Genomic DNA, 15,834 nt, shown 5'->3' with positions numbered 1-15,834 from the left:
AATTTGGCCTGACCGGCGGAGTGGTGAAAAGTGGCACCTTCCAGCAGTTTATTCGCGGTGGCATTGCTTTCGCCACACCGCCAACTACCCCATTGGCACCGAAAGCCAGTGTGAATCAACATTTCCTACTTAACCCGCAAGAGCCTAAAGACTGGCGCAACTGGGGAACGGCGATACCGCACTTCTAGTTTGCGGGCCTATCAGGGCGGTAACGTTACGCCGCCCTGATAGTCATCACCACACACATCCAACACACATTGGCGCAACCAACGATGCGCCGGATCAGCCTCCATTCGTGGGTGCCAGAGCATAGAAACCATAATAACCGGTGAGGTTATCGGCAGAGAAAAGCTGTACATCCCGCTGCGCAGGTTCCGGGTATGACGTTCAGGAACCGTGGCAACCAAGTCTGATCCTTTCACTAATGCCAACGCGGTCGAGATTCCGTCAACATAAGTCACTGCGTTTCGTTCCAGACCCACTAATTGCAAAGCATCATCAACTGGCCCTTTATGGCCCTGACGCCGTGAAATCATAATATGGCCCTGGCTAGCATAGCGTTCGGGTGATATCTCCCCTTGGCTCAATGAATGCCCCGCCCTGACAACAGCAATAAAGCGATCGCGAAATAACCCGCGCGTGCGCAATTCAGGGCTGGCCGAAGAACCCACGACACCGGTTTCCAGATCGACAATGCCATCACGCAGCAATGCACTGTCTTTGTCCATTTTCTGCATAAAGCGTAACCGCACCCCCGCAGCATCTTGGTTAACTCGCGCCAACAGCGTCGCACCAAAATTTTCCACAAAACCGTCACTGGTACGCAATGTGAAAATACGCGTCAGCTGTGCAAGATTGAGTTTCTCCGCCGGGCGCAGCACCGATGTTGCGCCCTCAACTAATTGGCTGACCTGCTCACGCAGTTCAAGCGCCCTTGGCGTGGGAACCAACACCCGCCCCGCCCTAACTAATAAAGGATCACCGGTGGTTTGGCGTAATCTCGCCAGCGCACGGCTCATTGCCGATGGACTTAGTCCCAATCGCTGGGCGGCACGCACCACACTGCCTTCTGTCAGCAGAACATTGAGAGTAAGGAGTAAATTGAGATCAGGTTTTGTCATTCAGTGACTCTAGCACAACCGGTGATAACATGGCGTTGAATGCAGTAATAAACTGCATTCAGTGCGTCTTCCGCCCTGTTATGTAATGGAATAGCCTCTGACTAAGTCTTATTTGGAGCTATTCCCACATGAAAGCCAATACCCACAATATAAACTCACTCAAAGTCGAAGATACCAACCTGCGAAAAACAGTGCTCAGCCTCTCCCTGCCGATGCTGCTTTCGTCATTAGCCACCAGCATTGCCAATGTAGGGTTGCCCACATTAACGCAGGCTTTAAATGCCTCATTTCAGGATGCGCAATGGGTGGTATTAGCCTACTTGTTGGCGATAACCACATCGGCCATCAGTATTGGGCGCATGGGCGATATCATTGACAAGCGCCTGTTGCTAAAAGCCGGAATTGGATTATTCACCGTCGCATCAGTGGATTGTGCATTGGCACCCACGATGGGGATACTGATTGCCGCCCGAGTCTTACAAGGGTTAGGTGCTGCCGCCATGATGACACTGACATTAGCATTGGTAGGTGAAACGGTTAACCCAGAAAAAACCGGGCGAGTTATGGGTATGCTCGGCACCGTCTCCGCCCTCGGTACCGCACTTGGTCCCTCTCTCGGCGGCATACTCATTGCCGGGTTTGGCTGGCCTGCCATGTTCTTAATTAATATCCCTTTGGGACTGTTGGCCCTGCTACTGATATCGCGTTACTTGCCCTGTAATCGGACTGCATTCACTCAACCGCAATCTGGTTTTGACCCCATCGGGATGCTGCTGTTAGGCCTAACTCTGGCGCTGTATGCGCTATCGATGACATGGGGACATGGCAGGTTCGATGCACGTAATTTAGCGTTATTAGCAGCTGCGGCCATCGGTGTCTGGCTATTTAGTCGGGCAGAAAAAAGGGCGAAATTCCCCTTAATTCAAACCGCTATGTTGCGCCATTCAGTACTGCGCGGCAGTTTAATCATGAGCACGTTGGTCACTACCATCATGATGTCCACATTGATTGTTGGGCCATTTTATCTTTCACGGGCGCTGGGCTTGCCAGCACAATGGGTTGGCTTAGCGATGTCTGCTGGCCCGATAGTCGCGGCGCTAGGAGGTATTCCGGCGGGCTATGCGGTGGATAAATTAGGTGCTCAAATAATGGTCACCGGCGGATTGGTCGGCGTCACGTTTGGCACCACAATATTGGCGATCATCCCCGCAGGCTGGGGTGTGCTGGGCTATGTTCTCCCGGTTTGCCTGATTACGGCTGGTTATGCCATTTTCCAGACGGCTAACAATACGCTAATGATTCAATCTGTGAATGCCGATCAACGGGGTGTCGTTTCCGGCATGCTTAACCTGTCACGCAACCTTGGGCTTATCACTGGCGCATCGGTTATGGGGGCTATTTTTGCCTTCGCGTCGACCGCTCAAAATATTCAACTGGCAGCCACGACGGATATTATCCAGGGAATGCAATTGACTTACGGCGTTGCAGCACTGTTAGCCACAATAGCGCTGGGGATTTCTGTCATCCACTTAAGAAACAAATCTAATCAATAAATATTCCCCTCTCCATAGATATTACGAGTTTATGACACAGCTGAAAGGATTCATATTAATAATTAGAACCATAAAACATCAATTCATCTTGAATGTAGGGGTTAAACGAGCTCTGTCATTTTTCAAGAAAAAGACCCAATAAATGATATATATGAGATGGATGAGTAATTTTTTGATTAATATTGAACATTTTTTGCATCTTGCTGCTATTAATTAATTATCTAGATTTTTTAATGATTAGTGTCGAAAACATCAGTTGCGCTACGTTATTGGCGCAACTCAATTCTAGATTATCTGGCTGCAAATTTTATGATTAAGGAAGAAATAATGAAGAAACCCTTATTTATTCTAGGTGCAATGGTTTTATTACAAGCAGCTCCGTCAGTAGAAAGTGCTGGCACAGTAACCGGAACGCTAGGTGCGACATTAACCATTATTACGGGGTGTTATATCAACGACGGGACGAACGCTGGTGGGATAACCAATTTAGGCACCATAAACTTCGGTACCGTCTCGACCTTAAATACCCGAATCAGACAGGCGTACAGCAGCACAGCTAATGGCGCGTTAAATTTATACTGTAGTGCAGGTACTACCTACAATATCGGAATAGATAATGGTGCACATGCTTTACTTGCCCAGCGCCGCCTGGCAGGTGGGACGACAGAGTTTGTAAATTATAATTTGTATAAAGACAATGGCTATTCTCAGGCTTGGGGTGCGACAGGCTCTGATCAACTGACTGGCACTGCGGTCGCGATTAGTACCGCCATCCCACTCACCATTTATGGTGAAGTTCCGACACAAACAACACCCAGTGTTAGTACCTATGCCGATACCGTCAACGTGACGGTCAGTTGGTAACAGGTATGGCTCTGGGTATCACGCCAGATAATTTACGGATAAATACCGATAAAACAGTGCTGTTAGGGTTCATTTTCTCACTGTTATTACTGCAAATTTATCCAGCTTATGCCGTCTCGAAAACGGCCAATATCACGGTTAATGCGACGTTATTGCCTACCTGCATTGCAGGTACAACGACGGCGGGGGCGACCACCTTTGGTACCTTGAATTTTGGCTCAGTCACTGTGCTGAACCGCCCGATAAGCGTTATCGGTCAAGCCAACAGTGGAGCAATTTCCGTGCAATGCAGCAAAAACACCAGTTTTACCGTATTACTCAGCGCCGGGCAGAGTGGGAGCGTCAGCAGCCGCTATTTAGTCGGAGGGCCGACCAATCAGCATGTCAATTACAACCTGTATACCGACGCCGCACATAGCCATATTTGGGACAATACCGTCGGGATTTCTCAAGTTGCCAGCGGGCAGCCCGTCACCCTCCCCGTCTATGGGCTGATTCCGATACAGAGCACACCCTCGGTGGGAATTTATACCGATACCATTCAAGTCACGGTCAATTGGTAGGGGGAAGCAAGATGACGCTGAACAGTTTCTATCCCACCTTCATGACATTACTGGTCTTTAGCCTGCTGGGTTTGCCTATGACAAGCAGTTATGGGGAAACGCTAAATCGCGCCTTTACCGTTAATGCCACCATATTGCCGGGCTGCATTTTAGGCAGTGGCAACACCGATAGCAGCAGCTTTGGTGCGCTGAATTTTGGCAATGTCTCTTCACTGTCAACGGCCATCAATATCGTTTCCAGTCAAAATGCCGGTTCAATCATTATTCAATGCAGTGGTACGCCAAGCATCACTCTGGCGTTAAATAGTGGTGCAAATACCACTGGGAATATTGCCACTGGCAGGCGATTACTCAACAGCGCAACCGGTGAATATCTGTTTTATCAAGTATTTCAAGATAGCGCTCGCAGTGTTATTTGGGGCAATGGCAGTAACGGCGGCACTGCGCAGGTCATTACTGCAAATAGCACGCTACAGCAGATCGTTTTATATGCGCAATTGTTTGCCAGTAGCTCATTCCCCACTGCGGGGAATTACACCGATACGCTATTAGTGACCGTCACTTATTAAATTACTTTTTATTTTGTGTGTATTTTACCGACAAGGAGTTCACCATGATTAAATTAACATCACTTGCGTCGTTGGTTTTATTTGCTTCGGCATTTGCTAGTAGCCCACTTTATGCTGCCTCCTCGGTACTTATTTGGCCCATCGATCCGGTGATCAATAGTCATGAGAAAGCCACTGCACTGTGGCTGGAAAATAAAGACAGCCAGCCCGTTTATATGCAAATTCGGGTTTTAGGCTGGCAGCAAAAGTCCGGACAAGAAGATTACAGCAATCAATCTGCGGTCATCGCCAGCCCACCCGTTGCCACAATTTTACCGGGCAAACGTCAGTTGATCCGGCTGATTAAAAATACGCAAGTACCAGCAGGTCAGGAACAAGCATTCAGAGTATTGATTGATGAGATCCCGCGTAAAGATCCCAACGAAGATGCCGCCACCCCCTCTTTAAATATGGGGCTGAAGTTTCAGATGCGCTATTCCGTCCCATTATTCATCTATGGTGATGGTCTGAAGTCTGAAGATGCCAATAATCCAGCAACATTTTTCCCGCTGAGTCTCAGCTACAAACTGGTGCAGGATAGTGGCAAAACATGGCTGGCTATTCGAAATCAAGGGCAAACCCATGCCCGAATATCTCGAGTCAACTTACAGAATACCAGTCTCAATAGTGGGTTGATGGGCTATGTACTGCCGGGCAATGAAATGCGCTTTCAAGTTCCTGCGTCTGCCAATAGCGGGCAATTAACTGCGTTGGTCAATAGTCATACAAAACCTGTCGTTATTCCCCATCAATAGACGATTCATATGAAGAGTCTTTATTGATTGATGCGCCGCTATAGCATTGATAAATGGGAATAACTGTCAATACGTTAGGGTTTGGGATGATTATCAAATTCAGGCTGTCGCCATTTTTGACATTGGTGTATGCATCAATGATATCCCCTGCATTTATACCACTAACGGTAAGGGGGGATGATTTGCCACCTCCGCCATCTGCTGCGGTGATGCCTGACACCACCTTATATCTTGAACTGGTGGTTAATGGCCGTAACTTTGGCGAAGCCGTGCCCGTGATTTATCGCGATGGCCACTATTATTTGACACCCGAACAGTTAAAAGCGGTTGGTTTCCCCGCATCTGCACCCAACACACCCGAAGTAGCTATTGATGTCATGGATAAAGTTCATGTCACCTATCAAGGTGACAGCCAGAGATTACTCATTGATGTTCCAAGCGAATGGCTGCCTCAGCAGCGAGTGAATACTACGGCAACAGAGGATTACAATCTGGCGCAAAGCAGTCTCGGCTTACTGTTTAACTACGATATCTATGCCAGCCAGGGAAATAGCAGCGGCCAACCCAGCAATGCTTCGGCCTGGACAGAACAGCGCCTGTTTGATCATTTTGGCTTGATCAGTAACACCGGAATTTATCGTACTAACCTGACAGATACCGATAACGTTACGGTAGAAAAAGGGTATGTCCGCTACGATACTCAGTGGCGATTAAATGATGAGAATCACTTACTGAGCTACAGTGCGGGCGACCTGATAACCGGCTCGCTGGCGTGGAGTAGCTCAGTGCGGGTGGGCGGCCTGCAAGTGTCACGTAACTTTGCTATTCGCCCGGACTTAGTGACTTACCCACTGCCGCAGTTTGCCGGTCAGGCGGCCATTCCCAGCACAGTTGACCTCTATATTGATAACTTTAGAACGCAATCGGCATCCGTTAACCCCGGCCCTTTTGTGATTGATAATGGGCCAAGAATTAATGGCGCAGGGCAAGCAACGGTAGTCACCACCGATGCGTTAGGCCGCCAGGTCAGCACCTCAATCCCCTTTTATGTCGCCAGCGATTTGCTCAAACCCGGTTTATGGGATTTTAGTATTTCAAGTGGCATGTTGCGCCAAAACTATGGCATTCGATCCGCTGACTATGGTGAGCCAGTTGCCAGCGGAGTGTTACGTTATGGCACCACCCCCTGGTTGACACTGGAAGGGCGAGCCGATATCGCCAAACAGCTGAATGTGGTGGGCAGTGGGGTCAGTTTGCGGGTCGGAAATTATGGTGTCCTAAATAGTTCTTACACTATCAGTAACGCCGGTGATGCAGTTTTAGGCAGTGGTATCGCCCCCACAGAAACAGATGTCAGCACCACACCATCCTCATCATCTCTGCGCTATGGCGGGCGCGGCAATCAATACTCGCTTGGCTACAGCTATAGCAACGCTTTTTTCAGCTTGAACGCGCAACGGATTAACCGCAGCCCAAACTATGGCGATCTGGCAAATTATAAAAGTGAATACCGGCCCAGCCGCCGTACTGACCAAATTACCGGCAGCCTGGGGTTAGGTGCGTATGGTTCAATCGGCTCAGGTTACTTTGACGTCCGTGATGCATTAGGTGAGCGAACTCGTCTGGTTAATATTAGCTACAACACCACCCTCTGGCACAACACCAGTGTTTACTTTTCACTCAACCGCGAATTGGGCAGTAAGGGCTATAACGCACAGATGGTGTTAAGCATTCCTCTGGGGGATTGGGGGGCTGGCAGTATCAGTAGTGTGCGCGATACCAATAACAATTGGAGCCAACGCGTAAACTATAGCCGGGCAACCCCAACTAACGGCGGGTTTGGCTGGAATCTGGCTTATGCCAATGGTACCGGTGAAAATAGTAGCTATCAGCAGGCTGACCTTATCTGGCGGACGCGCGCGCTGGAGAGCCGGGTTGGTGTGTATGGCAGTCAAGGTGATTATCAAAGCTGGGGCGAAGTCAGCGGATCACTGGTGGTAATGAATAATGGTGTCTATGCCAGTAACACTATTAATGATGCTTTCGCACTGATATCAACTCATGGATTTGGTCAGATTCCTGTGAGTTATGAAAATCAGCTGATCGGCACAACCAACGACGATGGTTATTTATTAGTTCCTAATGTCACATCTTATTATCAGGCAAAATTCCAGATTGACCCAATGAGCTTACCGGCAGATGTTTCCACGCCTGAAGTTGAACGGCGCCTGGCTATTAGCGAGCGCAGTGGTTATTTAATCGACTTCCCATTAGAACAAATCACCTCCGCAACACTACGTATCACCGATGAGTCAGGTAAAGATTTGCCTAAGGGTAGCCCGGTATTTACCTCTGAGACAAAACCGGTCAGTTATGTCGGCTGGGACGGTATTACTTATATTGAACAAGCTAAGCCACAAAATAAGCTGAGAATAATCCGGGCTGACAATGGAGCTCGTTGCTATCTGCAATTTGCCCTTAAGGCCAGCACAGGCATTCAGGATATTGGCACAGTAACCTGCAAATAAGCCAATAATAGCGGAAATAATGGAGAGGATATGGCCCCAAATAACATTAGAATCAGCTTTGTAGCTAGCCACTTGGGTATTATCGCTTTGCTGATATTACTGATAGGGCTTATTGCTCCTCCCGCTCAAGCTGACTCCTGCACCTTTTCGCCCGGCGCAGTCACCCTGCCGCCAGGCTCATCAGTGGCCGCTGGTAGCACCGCCGTTAATGCTCAGGGCAATACGCCGATGTCTTGTCTTGGTACCGGCGTCAGTTTATTGTCTTCCTATTCCTTGTCAGCCAAAATAGCCACCACTACGAATAATCTTAACCTAAAGAACGCAGCTGGTGACCTGATTCCTTACTCGATTTATCGCAACAGTTCTTTTAGCCCCGCACTGGGCATAAATGGTGTGCTGGACTACAGCAGCGCTAATCTACTGGTCGTAGGCCTAACCGGGATCACGGCCAGCCTACCGCTATATATTCGTACCGGAACCAACGGCGCAATTAACGTCAATATCAGTGCTGGTACTTATACTGATGTCATCAATCTGGCCTGGACTTACAATATTTGCAAAATCGCTGCGTTAGGCGCATGCATAGGAGGATATTGGACAGGAAGTGGAACGGGCACCGATATATCCACTGTGACCGTCACTTTAGTGGTCAGCAAAGATTGCGCCATTAATAGCGCCCCAGATGTCAATTTCGGTAGTTTTGCATTAGTCGGACAATTTAACCCAATCAGCCAAAATATCACCCTCACTTGCACCAAAGGCACCACCTTTAATACTTATGTGACGCCAGGGGATAACCCAGTGACGAATTGGCGACAAATGAAACTAAATTCCGCAACTGTCACTGACTATCTGCAATATCAACTGTATCAGAACGCTTCCGGCACCACACTGTGGGATGCGAGTTCAATGCAACCTGGTTCAGGAACTGGAGCCGCGCAGCTCGTTCCTTTTCGCGCGGTGATTAACCCCAATCAGAATCAAAAAACGCCTGGCGACTATCGGGATAATGTTAGCCTGGTTCTGGTGTATTGATTGCTAATTTTATCTGGGAGGCCCATTTTTCAATATCCTCAAATGGGTCATTGCCGGTTTTCCTTTATTTCTCAGTGTGATAATCATAATAAAATAATTTGTAGATAAGAATATTCCGAATGAGCTGTACTAAATCTGTCCCTGTTATACAATCTGCGGGCTTAAATAATAGCCGACAGACTTCTATCTAAGGAAAGCCGCGATTAAACAGGAGTGGGCATCATGACTGATTATGATAATCGGGAAAAATCAGCTGACATTGCTCTGTTAAAAGAAATGAACAGCTTACGGGATATCATCGAAAATAATTCAGACTGGATCTGGGAAGTTGATGTCGCTGGCCGTTATACGTTTTCATCTGCAAAATCTATCGAGCTGCTAGGCCGCCTTCCTCATGAAGTGATCGGCAAAACCCCATTTGATTTTATGCCCAAAGATGAAGCTCATCGGGTAGGAAAATTATTCGCCGAAATTGCCGCTGAGCGCATTCCTTTCGCGGGATTACAAAACCGTAATATCCGCGCAGATGGCAGCGAAGTCTTGATAGAAAGCAGTGGTATTCCACTTTTTGACGACAATGGGGAATTCAAAGGTTATCGGGGAATAGACCGTAATCTTAGCAACTTACCTTACAATGCCAGTCAGCGCCTCTTCGAGTTGGAATCCATCTATTCCAGTGCCCCAGCCGGCCTGTGCTTTATTGATACCGCCTTGCACTACCTGACGGTAAATGACTATCTGGCAGAATTATTAGGTAAAAAAACCGTTGAAGTGAATGGTCATAAGGTGGCTGATTTCTTGCCTGGTATCATCCCTATACTGCAAAGTGCCCTGCTAAAAGCCTATTGTAACGACAGCATCCCCGATGCCGAGTTTCAAATGCCGGATAAGCAACGGGTATTTTTCATGCGCATCAATGCCGCCAGATATCCTAGTGGTCAGGTGAGTGGCCTGTCCGTCGCCATGATTGATATCTCTGCACTGAAAAAGATGGAAGAGAAGCTGCGTAGCAGTAAGCAACATTATCGCAATATGGTGGAACTGAACCCACAGATCCCCTGGACTGCCTCCCCAGACGGCATGATCACCAATGTCAGCTCTCGCTTTGAAAAAATCACTGGGCTAACCCGCGAAGAAGCGTTGGCAGACAGATGGCTGCGAACCATTCATGCTGATGACCGTCATCCCACATTAATAAGTTGGGAGCATTCTCTGCAAACACATGACCCACTTGATGTCGAAATACGTTTTTGTCATGTGGAAAAAGGTTGGAACTGGATGCGTATTCGCGCCGTACCCAGTGTAGATGACCACGGCAATGTGGAGTGCTGGTACGGCACCGCAGAAGATATCCACGAGCGTAAGCTGCTGGAACTTAAACTGATTAAGGCTAATCGGCGTCTCGAAATTCAAGCCAGAACCGACTCATTGACTAAATTACCCAATCGTCGAGAGTTCAAGAAAGTGCTCGCCCATGAATTTATGCGGGCAAGGCGCTCAGCTTCGCCATTGGCAGTGTTAATGATTGATATCGACTACTTTAAGAATTTCAATGATTGTTACGGCCATATCTCTGGTGATGCCTGCCTGCGACTGGTCGCCAGAGCATTGCGTAAGTCATTGAAACGCAGCACCGATATTGTGGCTCGTTATGGCGGTGAGGAATTTGCGGCTATCTTGCCGGATACTGATCAAAAAGGGGCCAGTCTGGTTGCTGAGCACATTTTGCAATCTATCCGCGCGATGGGTATCAAGCATAGTGAAAGTAAATTTCGCAAAGTCACCATCAGCTTGGGTGTCACTGTCTACCAATCCCATCTGCACAGCAGCATTACTGATCAGTCTGATTTAATGCTCGCTGCTGACCAGGCGCTTTATTATTCTAAAAAGAATGGGCGTAATCAGTTTAATTTAGCCGAACTTCCTTGCTAGGAACGCAGCATTATTTCGCGACAACTTCTGGCACTTTTTTTAAGCTCGGCTATTCTCAATAAGGCGGCCAATCTGGTCACACCTCATACCACCAGGTTAGGAAGGAGTCTTTATGGGAAATACTGTGGTAAAAATCAGAGATTTCGAAGTTGACGATGCAGTGCTGTCCGCACCAGTAGGTAAAGGTGAGAACACGGTCAGTATCCCGTGTAAATCGGATCCTGAATTGTGTATGCAGCTCGATGGGTGGGACGAAAGTACCAGTATTCCCGCAACATTAGATGGTCAAGATAAACTGCTCTACAAAAAGCACTATGACCGATATCAAGATGCCTGGGTAATGAGGGTGACTTGATAGTTCAAAGATCCGTCACCCATAGCTAAAATTTATGAGTGGCGGTTTCTTCTTTCATATTCGATAAAACCAACTAACCAAAAACGAATCCGTTTCCTTGCTGGATGAATCGGCTATTAGAATATTTCCAGCACTTTGAATTGCATACAAATCAGCATCATATCTGGGGAAAAGAGTTCATATTCCTCAAAAAAACGTTGTTGCGTTTTACGCCAGTAAGCCAATGTGCGATCGCCCTCACCTTCAGCCAAAGCGTGCGCCTCATCAACCTGATCAAAGGTTTTCAACTCAACATCCGTCAGCTCAACTGCGCATACCGGCTCATTGCGACCATTGACCACAACAAATACATCACCCGCCTGCGGGACACCTTCATCATCTAATGCCGCACAAGTTGCTGTTTTGGTGCCATTGAGAACCAGCGCCAATAAATCATCCGCGACTTGTTCAGTATCACCAAAAGCCCAGCGTTCGGCGTTTTCATATTTTTGTGGAATTGCAGCCATAGTTTCATTATTCCTAATCGTAATATTATTGATGCAGCGCATATTATACCTCAACGCCACGAACTCACTCTCGCATCAACATAAATTTTCGCTACTATACCTAAGTGGCGGTAAACATATAAATCCCGCAAAATAATTTCAAGCCAAACAAATCTATCGAGGTAAAAATAAAGGCCTATGGGGACCAAACGCTTGCATACAAAACATTGGAAGATGTTTGTGGTGTTACTTTGCATCTGTGGCGCATTAATGCTGTTGCGATGGGCATCAATGATCTTTGGTTAATATCACCCGCCGCTAATGTTTATCTTTAGGTAAAAATAAGCAGCCACATTTTGGGCACACTAATGCCGTATTTTTATGCACTTTTTCCGTGCTTTGCTCAGACGTTGCACCACAATCCGGGCATTTAATTTTCACCTTGGCATTGCTAACCAGTCTTCTGACACTATCTAGAAATGACATATGCTCGCCTCTCAGTTGTACAACCTTATTAGATTACGTTAACCGGCGGCACTAAACCGTGGCGTGGTCAGCGTTACTCAGATTATCTGTACCGGATCAGCTTTCACTCAATGGAAAGAACCGGATTTGCAGGAGACAATGGAAAGAAACAAGCAGAAAATGGAAAGGTACGGGGAGGAACATTCACCACGCAGCATGGCTGGCATGCTTGGCGTAGTGAAATGGTAGGTAGGTTATAAGAAACCCTTGGGCTGGTATCAGTGATTCCATAATTCTTGGATCAACCCTCTGACCCGAACCTTGGAAGCACCAGCAACCAGGCTAATAATACGGTTAGCACTCAACGTAGAAACATCAGTATTCCATTCATCGAATGAATGATCGGCATAACTTTCGTTGAAAGTCTTTTTTATCGAGGATTCAGCTTCGGACATCTCACTGAAACTCTTGGCGTTTATTAAGCACTGAGCAATGATTGAGACTTTTTTCATGTTTTATCCTTGATTATCGGTCGCATAGTGTAGCACAATTGCACCCTCTCTGCTCGTATGCTGCTTAAATTGTTTTCAATTGAAGCTAACCGATTGATAAAACACTAGATTCAATAAATTTCACTCCACGTCTCATCTCTCGCTTGTATCACTTTTAGTTTTATAGCGCGCTCGAAAATTTGCCCATAAGCCGCTGTGTTGATAAAAAAGCCGCCTACATCACAAATTAGCAACAATAAATTCATTCGTTATTCATTTTTTGTACGCTTTTTATTCAATTTGCGTGCTATATTGTAATTGCTCTGTCATGGCCAAAAGTTTTACCCGTGTAGGTAACCCGAGGTGTCAAATGATCAGCAACGTCTTTCTCTATTCACTTTTTATTATCTATATCACTGCTGCAGTGGTTGATGGCTCACTACCCCTATTGGATCTGATGTAGCTATCGTCGTACCGCCTTACCGAATCGAAAATTCCTGCACCATTAATAATCTGCTAAAAGCGGACTATCGGCTCTGCCACTGATCAGATGAGATGTGATACCAGCAATGTTGGCTAAGCGGGCTGTCAGGGCTGACATTAGGATGGGAAAAACTCTCCGGTGCTCGCACCATTCCTATTCGTTCCATCAATGCTTGTGAGCGCAGATTAATTAGCGCAGTAAATGACACTATCTTAGGCAACTTTAATCTCTCGAAACCTACCTGCAAAGCAGCCAAAGCGGCTTCTGTTGCTAACCCCTGCCTCCAGAATGGGTAAGCAAAGCGCCAACCTATTTCGACGCAAGGAGAAAAAGGGAGTTTGGCTGCGGGAATATGCAACCCTAAAGCCCCCACAAATTGTGTTGTGGCTTTAAGCTCGACGGCCCACAACCCCCAGCCATGCTGTTCAATCAATAGCTGACAACGATCAGCCATTGCATCACTTTCCTCGCGAGTCAAGGGCACAGGGAAATACTCCATCACCCGCTTATCGGCATTAAGTGCTGCAAAAGGGGCTTTGTCTGAAGGTATCCATTGCCGCAGTCGTAGCCGCTCAGTTTCAACTTCAATCATGTTCTTCATTCTGCGCCAATCTTTTTACACACTTCCTGCATCCTTGTGCTTAAAAAGGGATAACCGACTCTATTTTTGTGACAATGTGCACCATCGCTGCACAGAAGGCCGCTGCCATTGATAGCTTGCATATTTGCTCAGATATCCCGGCAGTTCATCACCATTGAGTACCAGCCGATTAAGCATTAATGCCAAATCAGTATCCGCAATACACCATTCACTGAATAAATTCTTTCGGCCATCCGAAAGTAGACGTTCCAACCCTGAAATCAGCTTATGGGCCGCCTGTTGCCCCTGATCGGATAATAGCGGCATTTTCATTCCGGCGAAGACGACTTCGGTAGGCCGTTCAGCCCTAATTGGCAGGAAATCACTGCGTAACCAGGCTTGAATTTCGCGTGCTTTGGCGCGTTCTTGCCTATCTTGTGGGTAAATTCTCGCGTATTCCGCTGAAGGAAATCGCTCTTCTAAGTATTCAGAAATCGCTGAAGATTCAGATAATCGAAAATTATCGATAGTCAGTGTGGGCACACGACGAGTCGCTGATAGCTTACCAAACTCCTCACCCAGGTTCTCGCCAGCAGACAGATCAATAGTGTTCAGTGTAAAGGGAAGCGCTTTTTCTGTCAGTGATACATAGACCGACATAGCATAAGGGCTAAAAAAATCCGCATCGGTATACAAGACAATGGTTTGCTGACTCATTGGGAGCTCCGGCTAATTATCACTAAAAGATTACGTTAGTCGGTTTTAAGTGGACTGAAAAGTACCTTCTGCAAAAAGTTATTATCAGGAATAACACCGTATTGAATCATCCCTGATATATTGGGCATTTCCTACTCTGATAAGATAACCGCCCGGAGGCGGTTGCCATATAAAAATAGAATTACTGCTCCGCCGGAGTGACCGGTGACTCAGTGCTATCTTCGACATAAAGCGTACGGCTAGGGAAAGCAAAGTCTGCACCGTGCTGATGAACAATATCGATAAACTTCAAATAGCAGGTCTGCTGAACGGCTAACCATTCAGCCCACACTCTAGTCTTGGTAAAGCAATAAACCATAATATTAAGAGAAGACTCGCCAAATCCATTGAAATAGACCAACAAGGTTTGTTGGTGATCGATGTCATCATTATTGGCTAAAAATTGGTGCATATCTTCCACAATTGCGCCAACTTTATCGGCATCCTCATAACGCAGCGCCAGAGTGGTTTTTATTCTACGGTTAGTCATGCGACCTGGGTTTTCAACACTAGTATCTGTGAATGCAGAATTAGGAACGTACAGTGGGCGGTTTTCAAATGTCATTATTTTTGTCAGCCGCCAACCTATTTCAACAACAACACCTTCAATATGACGATCCGGCAAACGGATCCAATCTCCAATATTAAAAGGGCGATCAAAATAAAGCATCACTCCAGAGAAGAAATTACTCAAAATATCTTTTCCAGCCATACCTACGGCAAGACCACCAATACCGCCAAAGGTAACCAGCCCGGAAAAACTCATGCCCAAATGCTCGCCATAGAGCAGAACAACGACCACTACGAGCGTAATTTTTAACATGCGCGCAATAATTTTAGCGCTGGTGATATCACTACCTTTTGCTACCTGCCGTTTTTCCAACACATCAAATAATACAAACATCTTACGTATTAGCATTAATAAGATGACTGACATGCAGACGAAATTAACCGTCTTAGGTGTGATAAAGCTTATCTTTATATCAGCGAGCGCATTATTGATGATGTTCCCCATCACCATTACCATGACAGACCACAGGAGGAAGCTGACAAACTGCAATATGAAACTGTAACGAGAATGGTGCCGCCGCATTCCCCAGACAGATACAATTAATAAAGCAATGACACAACTGATGACCAAAATCAGCCCGACAATATTATCCATAGTAAACTGAGCAATCATATGCTTATGTCCTCAAACATATCTTATCACATTAGCTACTCTGCCAATTCTATCGCAATTAGGTATGGGGACATAG

General features: G+C 46.7%; 18 protein-coding genes. 11 read left to right on the top strand and 7 right to left on the bottom strand.

What is annotated here, in order from left to right:
• A partial coding sequence (locus ACNSO8_RS17380) for a hypothetical protein (RefSeq protein WP_418394911.1) occupies positions 1-188 on the top strand: 188 nt, incomplete at its 5' end.
• A 12-nt stretch (positions 189-200) separates the two neighbouring features.
• On the opposite strand, the gene ACNSO8_RS17375 is transcribed toward ACNSO8_RS17380, so the two are convergent.
• The gene (locus ACNSO8_RS17375) at positions 201-1,121 is read right to left on the bottom strand and encodes a LysR family transcriptional regulator (protein WP_019083014.1); all 921 of its coding nucleotides are present in this window, start codon (positions 1,119-1,121) and stop codon (positions 201-203) included.
• Positions 1,122-1,249: 128 nt separating this feature from the next.
• Here ACNSO8_RS17375 and ACNSO8_RS17370 point away from each other — a divergent pair, with 128 nt between their 5' ends.
• The 9 genes from ACNSO8_RS17370 to ACNSO8_RS17330 all read left to right on the top strand — a co-directional run bounded on the left by ACNSO8_RS17370 (position 1,250) and on the right by ACNSO8_RS17330 (position 11,314).
• Positions 1,250-2,674: an MFS transporter gene (locus ACNSO8_RS17370; RefSeq protein ID WP_418395358.1), complete on the top strand. Its 1,425-nt coding sequence runs from the start codon at positions 1,250-1,252 to the stop codon at positions 2,672-2,674.
• Positions 2,675-3,001: 327 nt separating this feature from the next.
• A complete protein-coding gene (locus ACNSO8_RS17365; protein ID WP_046695056.1) occupies positions 3,002-3,538 on the top strand; it encodes a spore coat U domain-containing protein in 537 nt (178 codons plus the stop codon).
• Positions 3,539-3,543: 5 nt separating this feature from the next.
• Positions 3,544-4,101 (top strand): spore coat U domain-containing protein, encoded by a 558-nt coding sequence (locus tag ACNSO8_RS17360; protein WP_019079259.1) that lies wholly within the window; start codon positions 3,544-3,546, stop codon positions 4,099-4,101.
• A gap of 11 nt (positions 4,102-4,112) precedes the next feature.
• Positions 4,113-4,670: a spore coat U domain-containing protein gene (locus tag ACNSO8_RS17355; protein WP_050121740.1), complete on the top strand. Its 558-nt coding sequence runs from the start codon at positions 4,113-4,115 to the stop codon at positions 4,668-4,670.
• Positions 4,671-4,714: 44 nt separating this feature from the next.
• Positions 4,715-5,464, top strand: coding sequence for a molecular chaperone (locus ACNSO8_RS17350; RefSeq protein ID WP_019079257.1), 750 nt, complete (start codon positions 4,715-4,717; stop codon positions 5,462-5,464).
• A gap of 86 nt (positions 5,465-5,550) precedes the next feature.
• On the top strand, positions 5,551-7,992 hold the full coding sequence (locus ACNSO8_RS17345) for a fimbria/pilus outer membrane usher protein (RefSeq protein ID WP_418395357.1): 2,442 nt from the start codon (positions 5,551-5,553) through the stop codon (positions 7,990-7,992).
• Positions 7,993-8,022: 30 nt separating this feature from the next.
• Entirely contained in the window at positions 8,023-9,027 is a 1,005-nt protein-coding gene (locus ACNSO8_RS17340) for a spore coat U domain-containing protein (protein WP_263700645.1), read from the top strand.
• Between the two features lie 222 nt (positions 9,028-9,249).
• On the top strand, positions 9,250-10,959 hold the full coding sequence (locus ACNSO8_RS17335) for a diguanylate cyclase (RefSeq protein WP_019079253.1): 1,710 nt from the start codon (positions 9,250-9,252) through the stop codon (positions 10,957-10,959).
• Positions 10,960-11,071: 112 nt separating this feature from the next.
• Positions 11,072-11,314, top strand: coding sequence for a DUF1480 family protein (locus tag ACNSO8_RS17330; protein WP_418395356.1), 243 nt, complete (start codon positions 11,072-11,074; stop codon positions 11,312-11,314).
• A 116-nt stretch (positions 11,315-11,430) separates the two neighbouring features.
• On the opposite strand, the gene ACNSO8_RS17325 is transcribed toward ACNSO8_RS17330, so the two are convergent.
• Entirely contained in the window at positions 11,431-11,820 is a 390-nt protein-coding gene (locus ACNSO8_RS17325) for an ASCH domain-containing protein (protein WP_019079251.1), read from the bottom strand.
• A 177-nt stretch (positions 11,821-11,997) separates the two neighbouring features.
• Between ACNSO8_RS17325 and yniD the strand changes: the two genes are divergently transcribed.
• Positions 11,998-12,105: a small membrane protein YniD gene (gene yniD / locus ACNSO8_RS17320; protein ID WP_085903066.1), complete on the top strand. Its 108-nt coding sequence runs from the start codon at positions 11,998-12,000 to the stop codon at positions 12,103-12,105.
• A 12-nt stretch (positions 12,106-12,117) separates the two neighbouring features.
• Here yniD and ACNSO8_RS17315 read toward each other — a convergent pair whose 3' ends face one another.
• The 5 genes from ACNSO8_RS17315 to ACNSO8_RS17295 all read right to left on the bottom strand — a co-directional run bounded on the left by ACNSO8_RS17315 (position 12,118) and on the right by ACNSO8_RS17295 (position 15,758).
• Complete coding sequence (locus ACNSO8_RS17315; RefSeq protein ID WP_005164920.1) at positions 12,118-12,285, bottom strand: YnfU family zinc-binding protein; 168 nt, start codon at positions 12,283-12,285, stop codon at positions 12,118-12,120.
• Between the two features lie 257 nt (positions 12,286-12,542).
• Positions 12,543-12,776 (bottom strand): hypothetical protein, encoded by a 234-nt coding sequence (locus ACNSO8_RS17310; protein ID WP_019079249.1) that lies wholly within the window; start codon positions 12,774-12,776, stop codon positions 12,543-12,545.
• 506 nt (positions 12,777-13,282) lie between these two features.
• Entirely contained in the window at positions 13,283-13,831 is a 549-nt protein-coding gene (locus ACNSO8_RS17305) for a GNAT family N-acetyltransferase (protein WP_411928344.1), read from the bottom strand.
• Positions 13,832-13,900: 69 nt separating this feature from the next.
• Complete coding sequence (gene yfcF, locus ACNSO8_RS17300; protein ID WP_019079246.1) at positions 13,901-14,536, bottom strand: glutathione transferase; 636 nt, start codon at positions 14,534-14,536, stop codon at positions 13,901-13,903.
• Positions 14,537-14,717: 181 nt separating this feature from the next.
• Positions 14,718-15,758 carry a mechanosensitive ion channel family protein gene (locus ACNSO8_RS17295; RefSeq protein WP_418395355.1) on the bottom strand — a complete coding sequence of 347 codons (1,041 nt, stop codon included), beginning with the start codon at positions 15,756-15,758 and terminating at the stop codon, positions 14,718-14,720.
• Positions 15,759-15,834: the final 76 nt, after the last annotated feature.

This window comes from Yersinia sp. LJYL362, assembly GCF_048323875.1.
This window is presented reverse-complemented; position numbering and strand designations above follow the sequence as displayed.

What these genes read in the sequence shown, in the direction of transcription:
- ACNSO8_RS17375 (WP_019083014.1), bottom strand. Translation starts at nt 1,121, where the DNA reads ATGACAAAACCTGATCTCAATTTACTCCTTACTCTCAATGTTCTGCTG.
- ACNSO8_RS17370 (WP_418395358.1), top strand. Translation starts at nt 1,250, where the DNA reads ATGAAAGCCAATACCCACAATATAAACTCACTCAAAGTCGAAGATACC.
- ACNSO8_RS17365 (WP_046695056.1), top strand. Translation starts at nt 3,002, where the DNA reads ATGAAGAAACCCTTATTTATTCTAGGTGCAATGGTTTTATTACAAGCA.
- ACNSO8_RS17360 (WP_019079259.1), top strand. Translation starts at nt 3,544, where the DNA reads ATGGCTCTGGGTATCACGCCAGATAATTTACGGATAAATACCGATAAA.
- ACNSO8_RS17355 (WP_050121740.1), top strand. Translation starts at nt 4,113, where the DNA reads ATGACGCTGAACAGTTTCTATCCCACCTTCATGACATTACTGGTCTTT.
- ACNSO8_RS17350 (WP_019079257.1), top strand. Translation starts at nt 4,715, where the DNA reads ATGATTAAATTAACATCACTTGCGTCGTTGGTTTTATTTGCTTCGGCA.
- ACNSO8_RS17345 (WP_418395357.1), top strand. Translation starts at nt 5,551, where the DNA reads ATGATTATCAAATTCAGGCTGTCGCCATTTTTGACATTGGTGTATGCA.
- ACNSO8_RS17340 (WP_263700645.1), top strand. Translation starts at nt 8,023, where the DNA reads ATGGCCCCAAATAACATTAGAATCAGCTTTGTAGCTAGCCACTTGGGT.
- ACNSO8_RS17335 (WP_019079253.1), top strand. Translation starts at nt 9,250, where the DNA reads ATGACTGATTATGATAATCGGGAAAAATCAGCTGACATTGCTCTGTTA.
- ACNSO8_RS17330 (WP_418395356.1), top strand. Translation starts at nt 11,072, where the DNA reads ATGGGAAATACTGTGGTAAAAATCAGAGATTTCGAAGTTGACGATGCA.
- ACNSO8_RS17325 (WP_019079251.1), bottom strand. Translation starts at nt 11,820, where the DNA reads ATGGCTGCAATTCCACAAAAATATGAAAACGCCGAACGCTGGGCTTTT.
- yniD (WP_085903066.1), top strand. Translation starts at nt 11,998, where the DNA reads ATGGGGACCAAACGCTTGCATACAAAACATTGGAAGATGTTTGTGGTG.
- ACNSO8_RS17315 (WP_005164920.1), bottom strand. Translation starts at nt 12,285, where the DNA reads ATGTCATTTCTAGATAGTGTCAGAAGACTGGTTAGCAATGCCAAGGTG.
- ACNSO8_RS17310 (WP_019079249.1), bottom strand. Translation starts at nt 12,776, where the DNA reads ATGAAAAAAGTCTCAATCATTGCTCAGTGCTTAATAAACGCCAAGAGT.
- ACNSO8_RS17305 (WP_411928344.1), bottom strand. Translation starts at nt 13,831, where the DNA reads ATGATTGAAGTTGAAACTGAGCGGCTACGACTGCGGCAATGGATACCT.
- yfcF (WP_019079246.1), bottom strand. Translation starts at nt 14,536, where the DNA reads ATGAGTCAGCAAACCATTGTCTTGTATACCGATGCGGATTTTTTTAGC.
- ACNSO8_RS17295 (WP_418395355.1), bottom strand. Translation starts at nt 15,758, where the DNA reads ATGATTGCTCAGTTTACTATGGATAATATTGTCGGGCTGATTTTGGTC.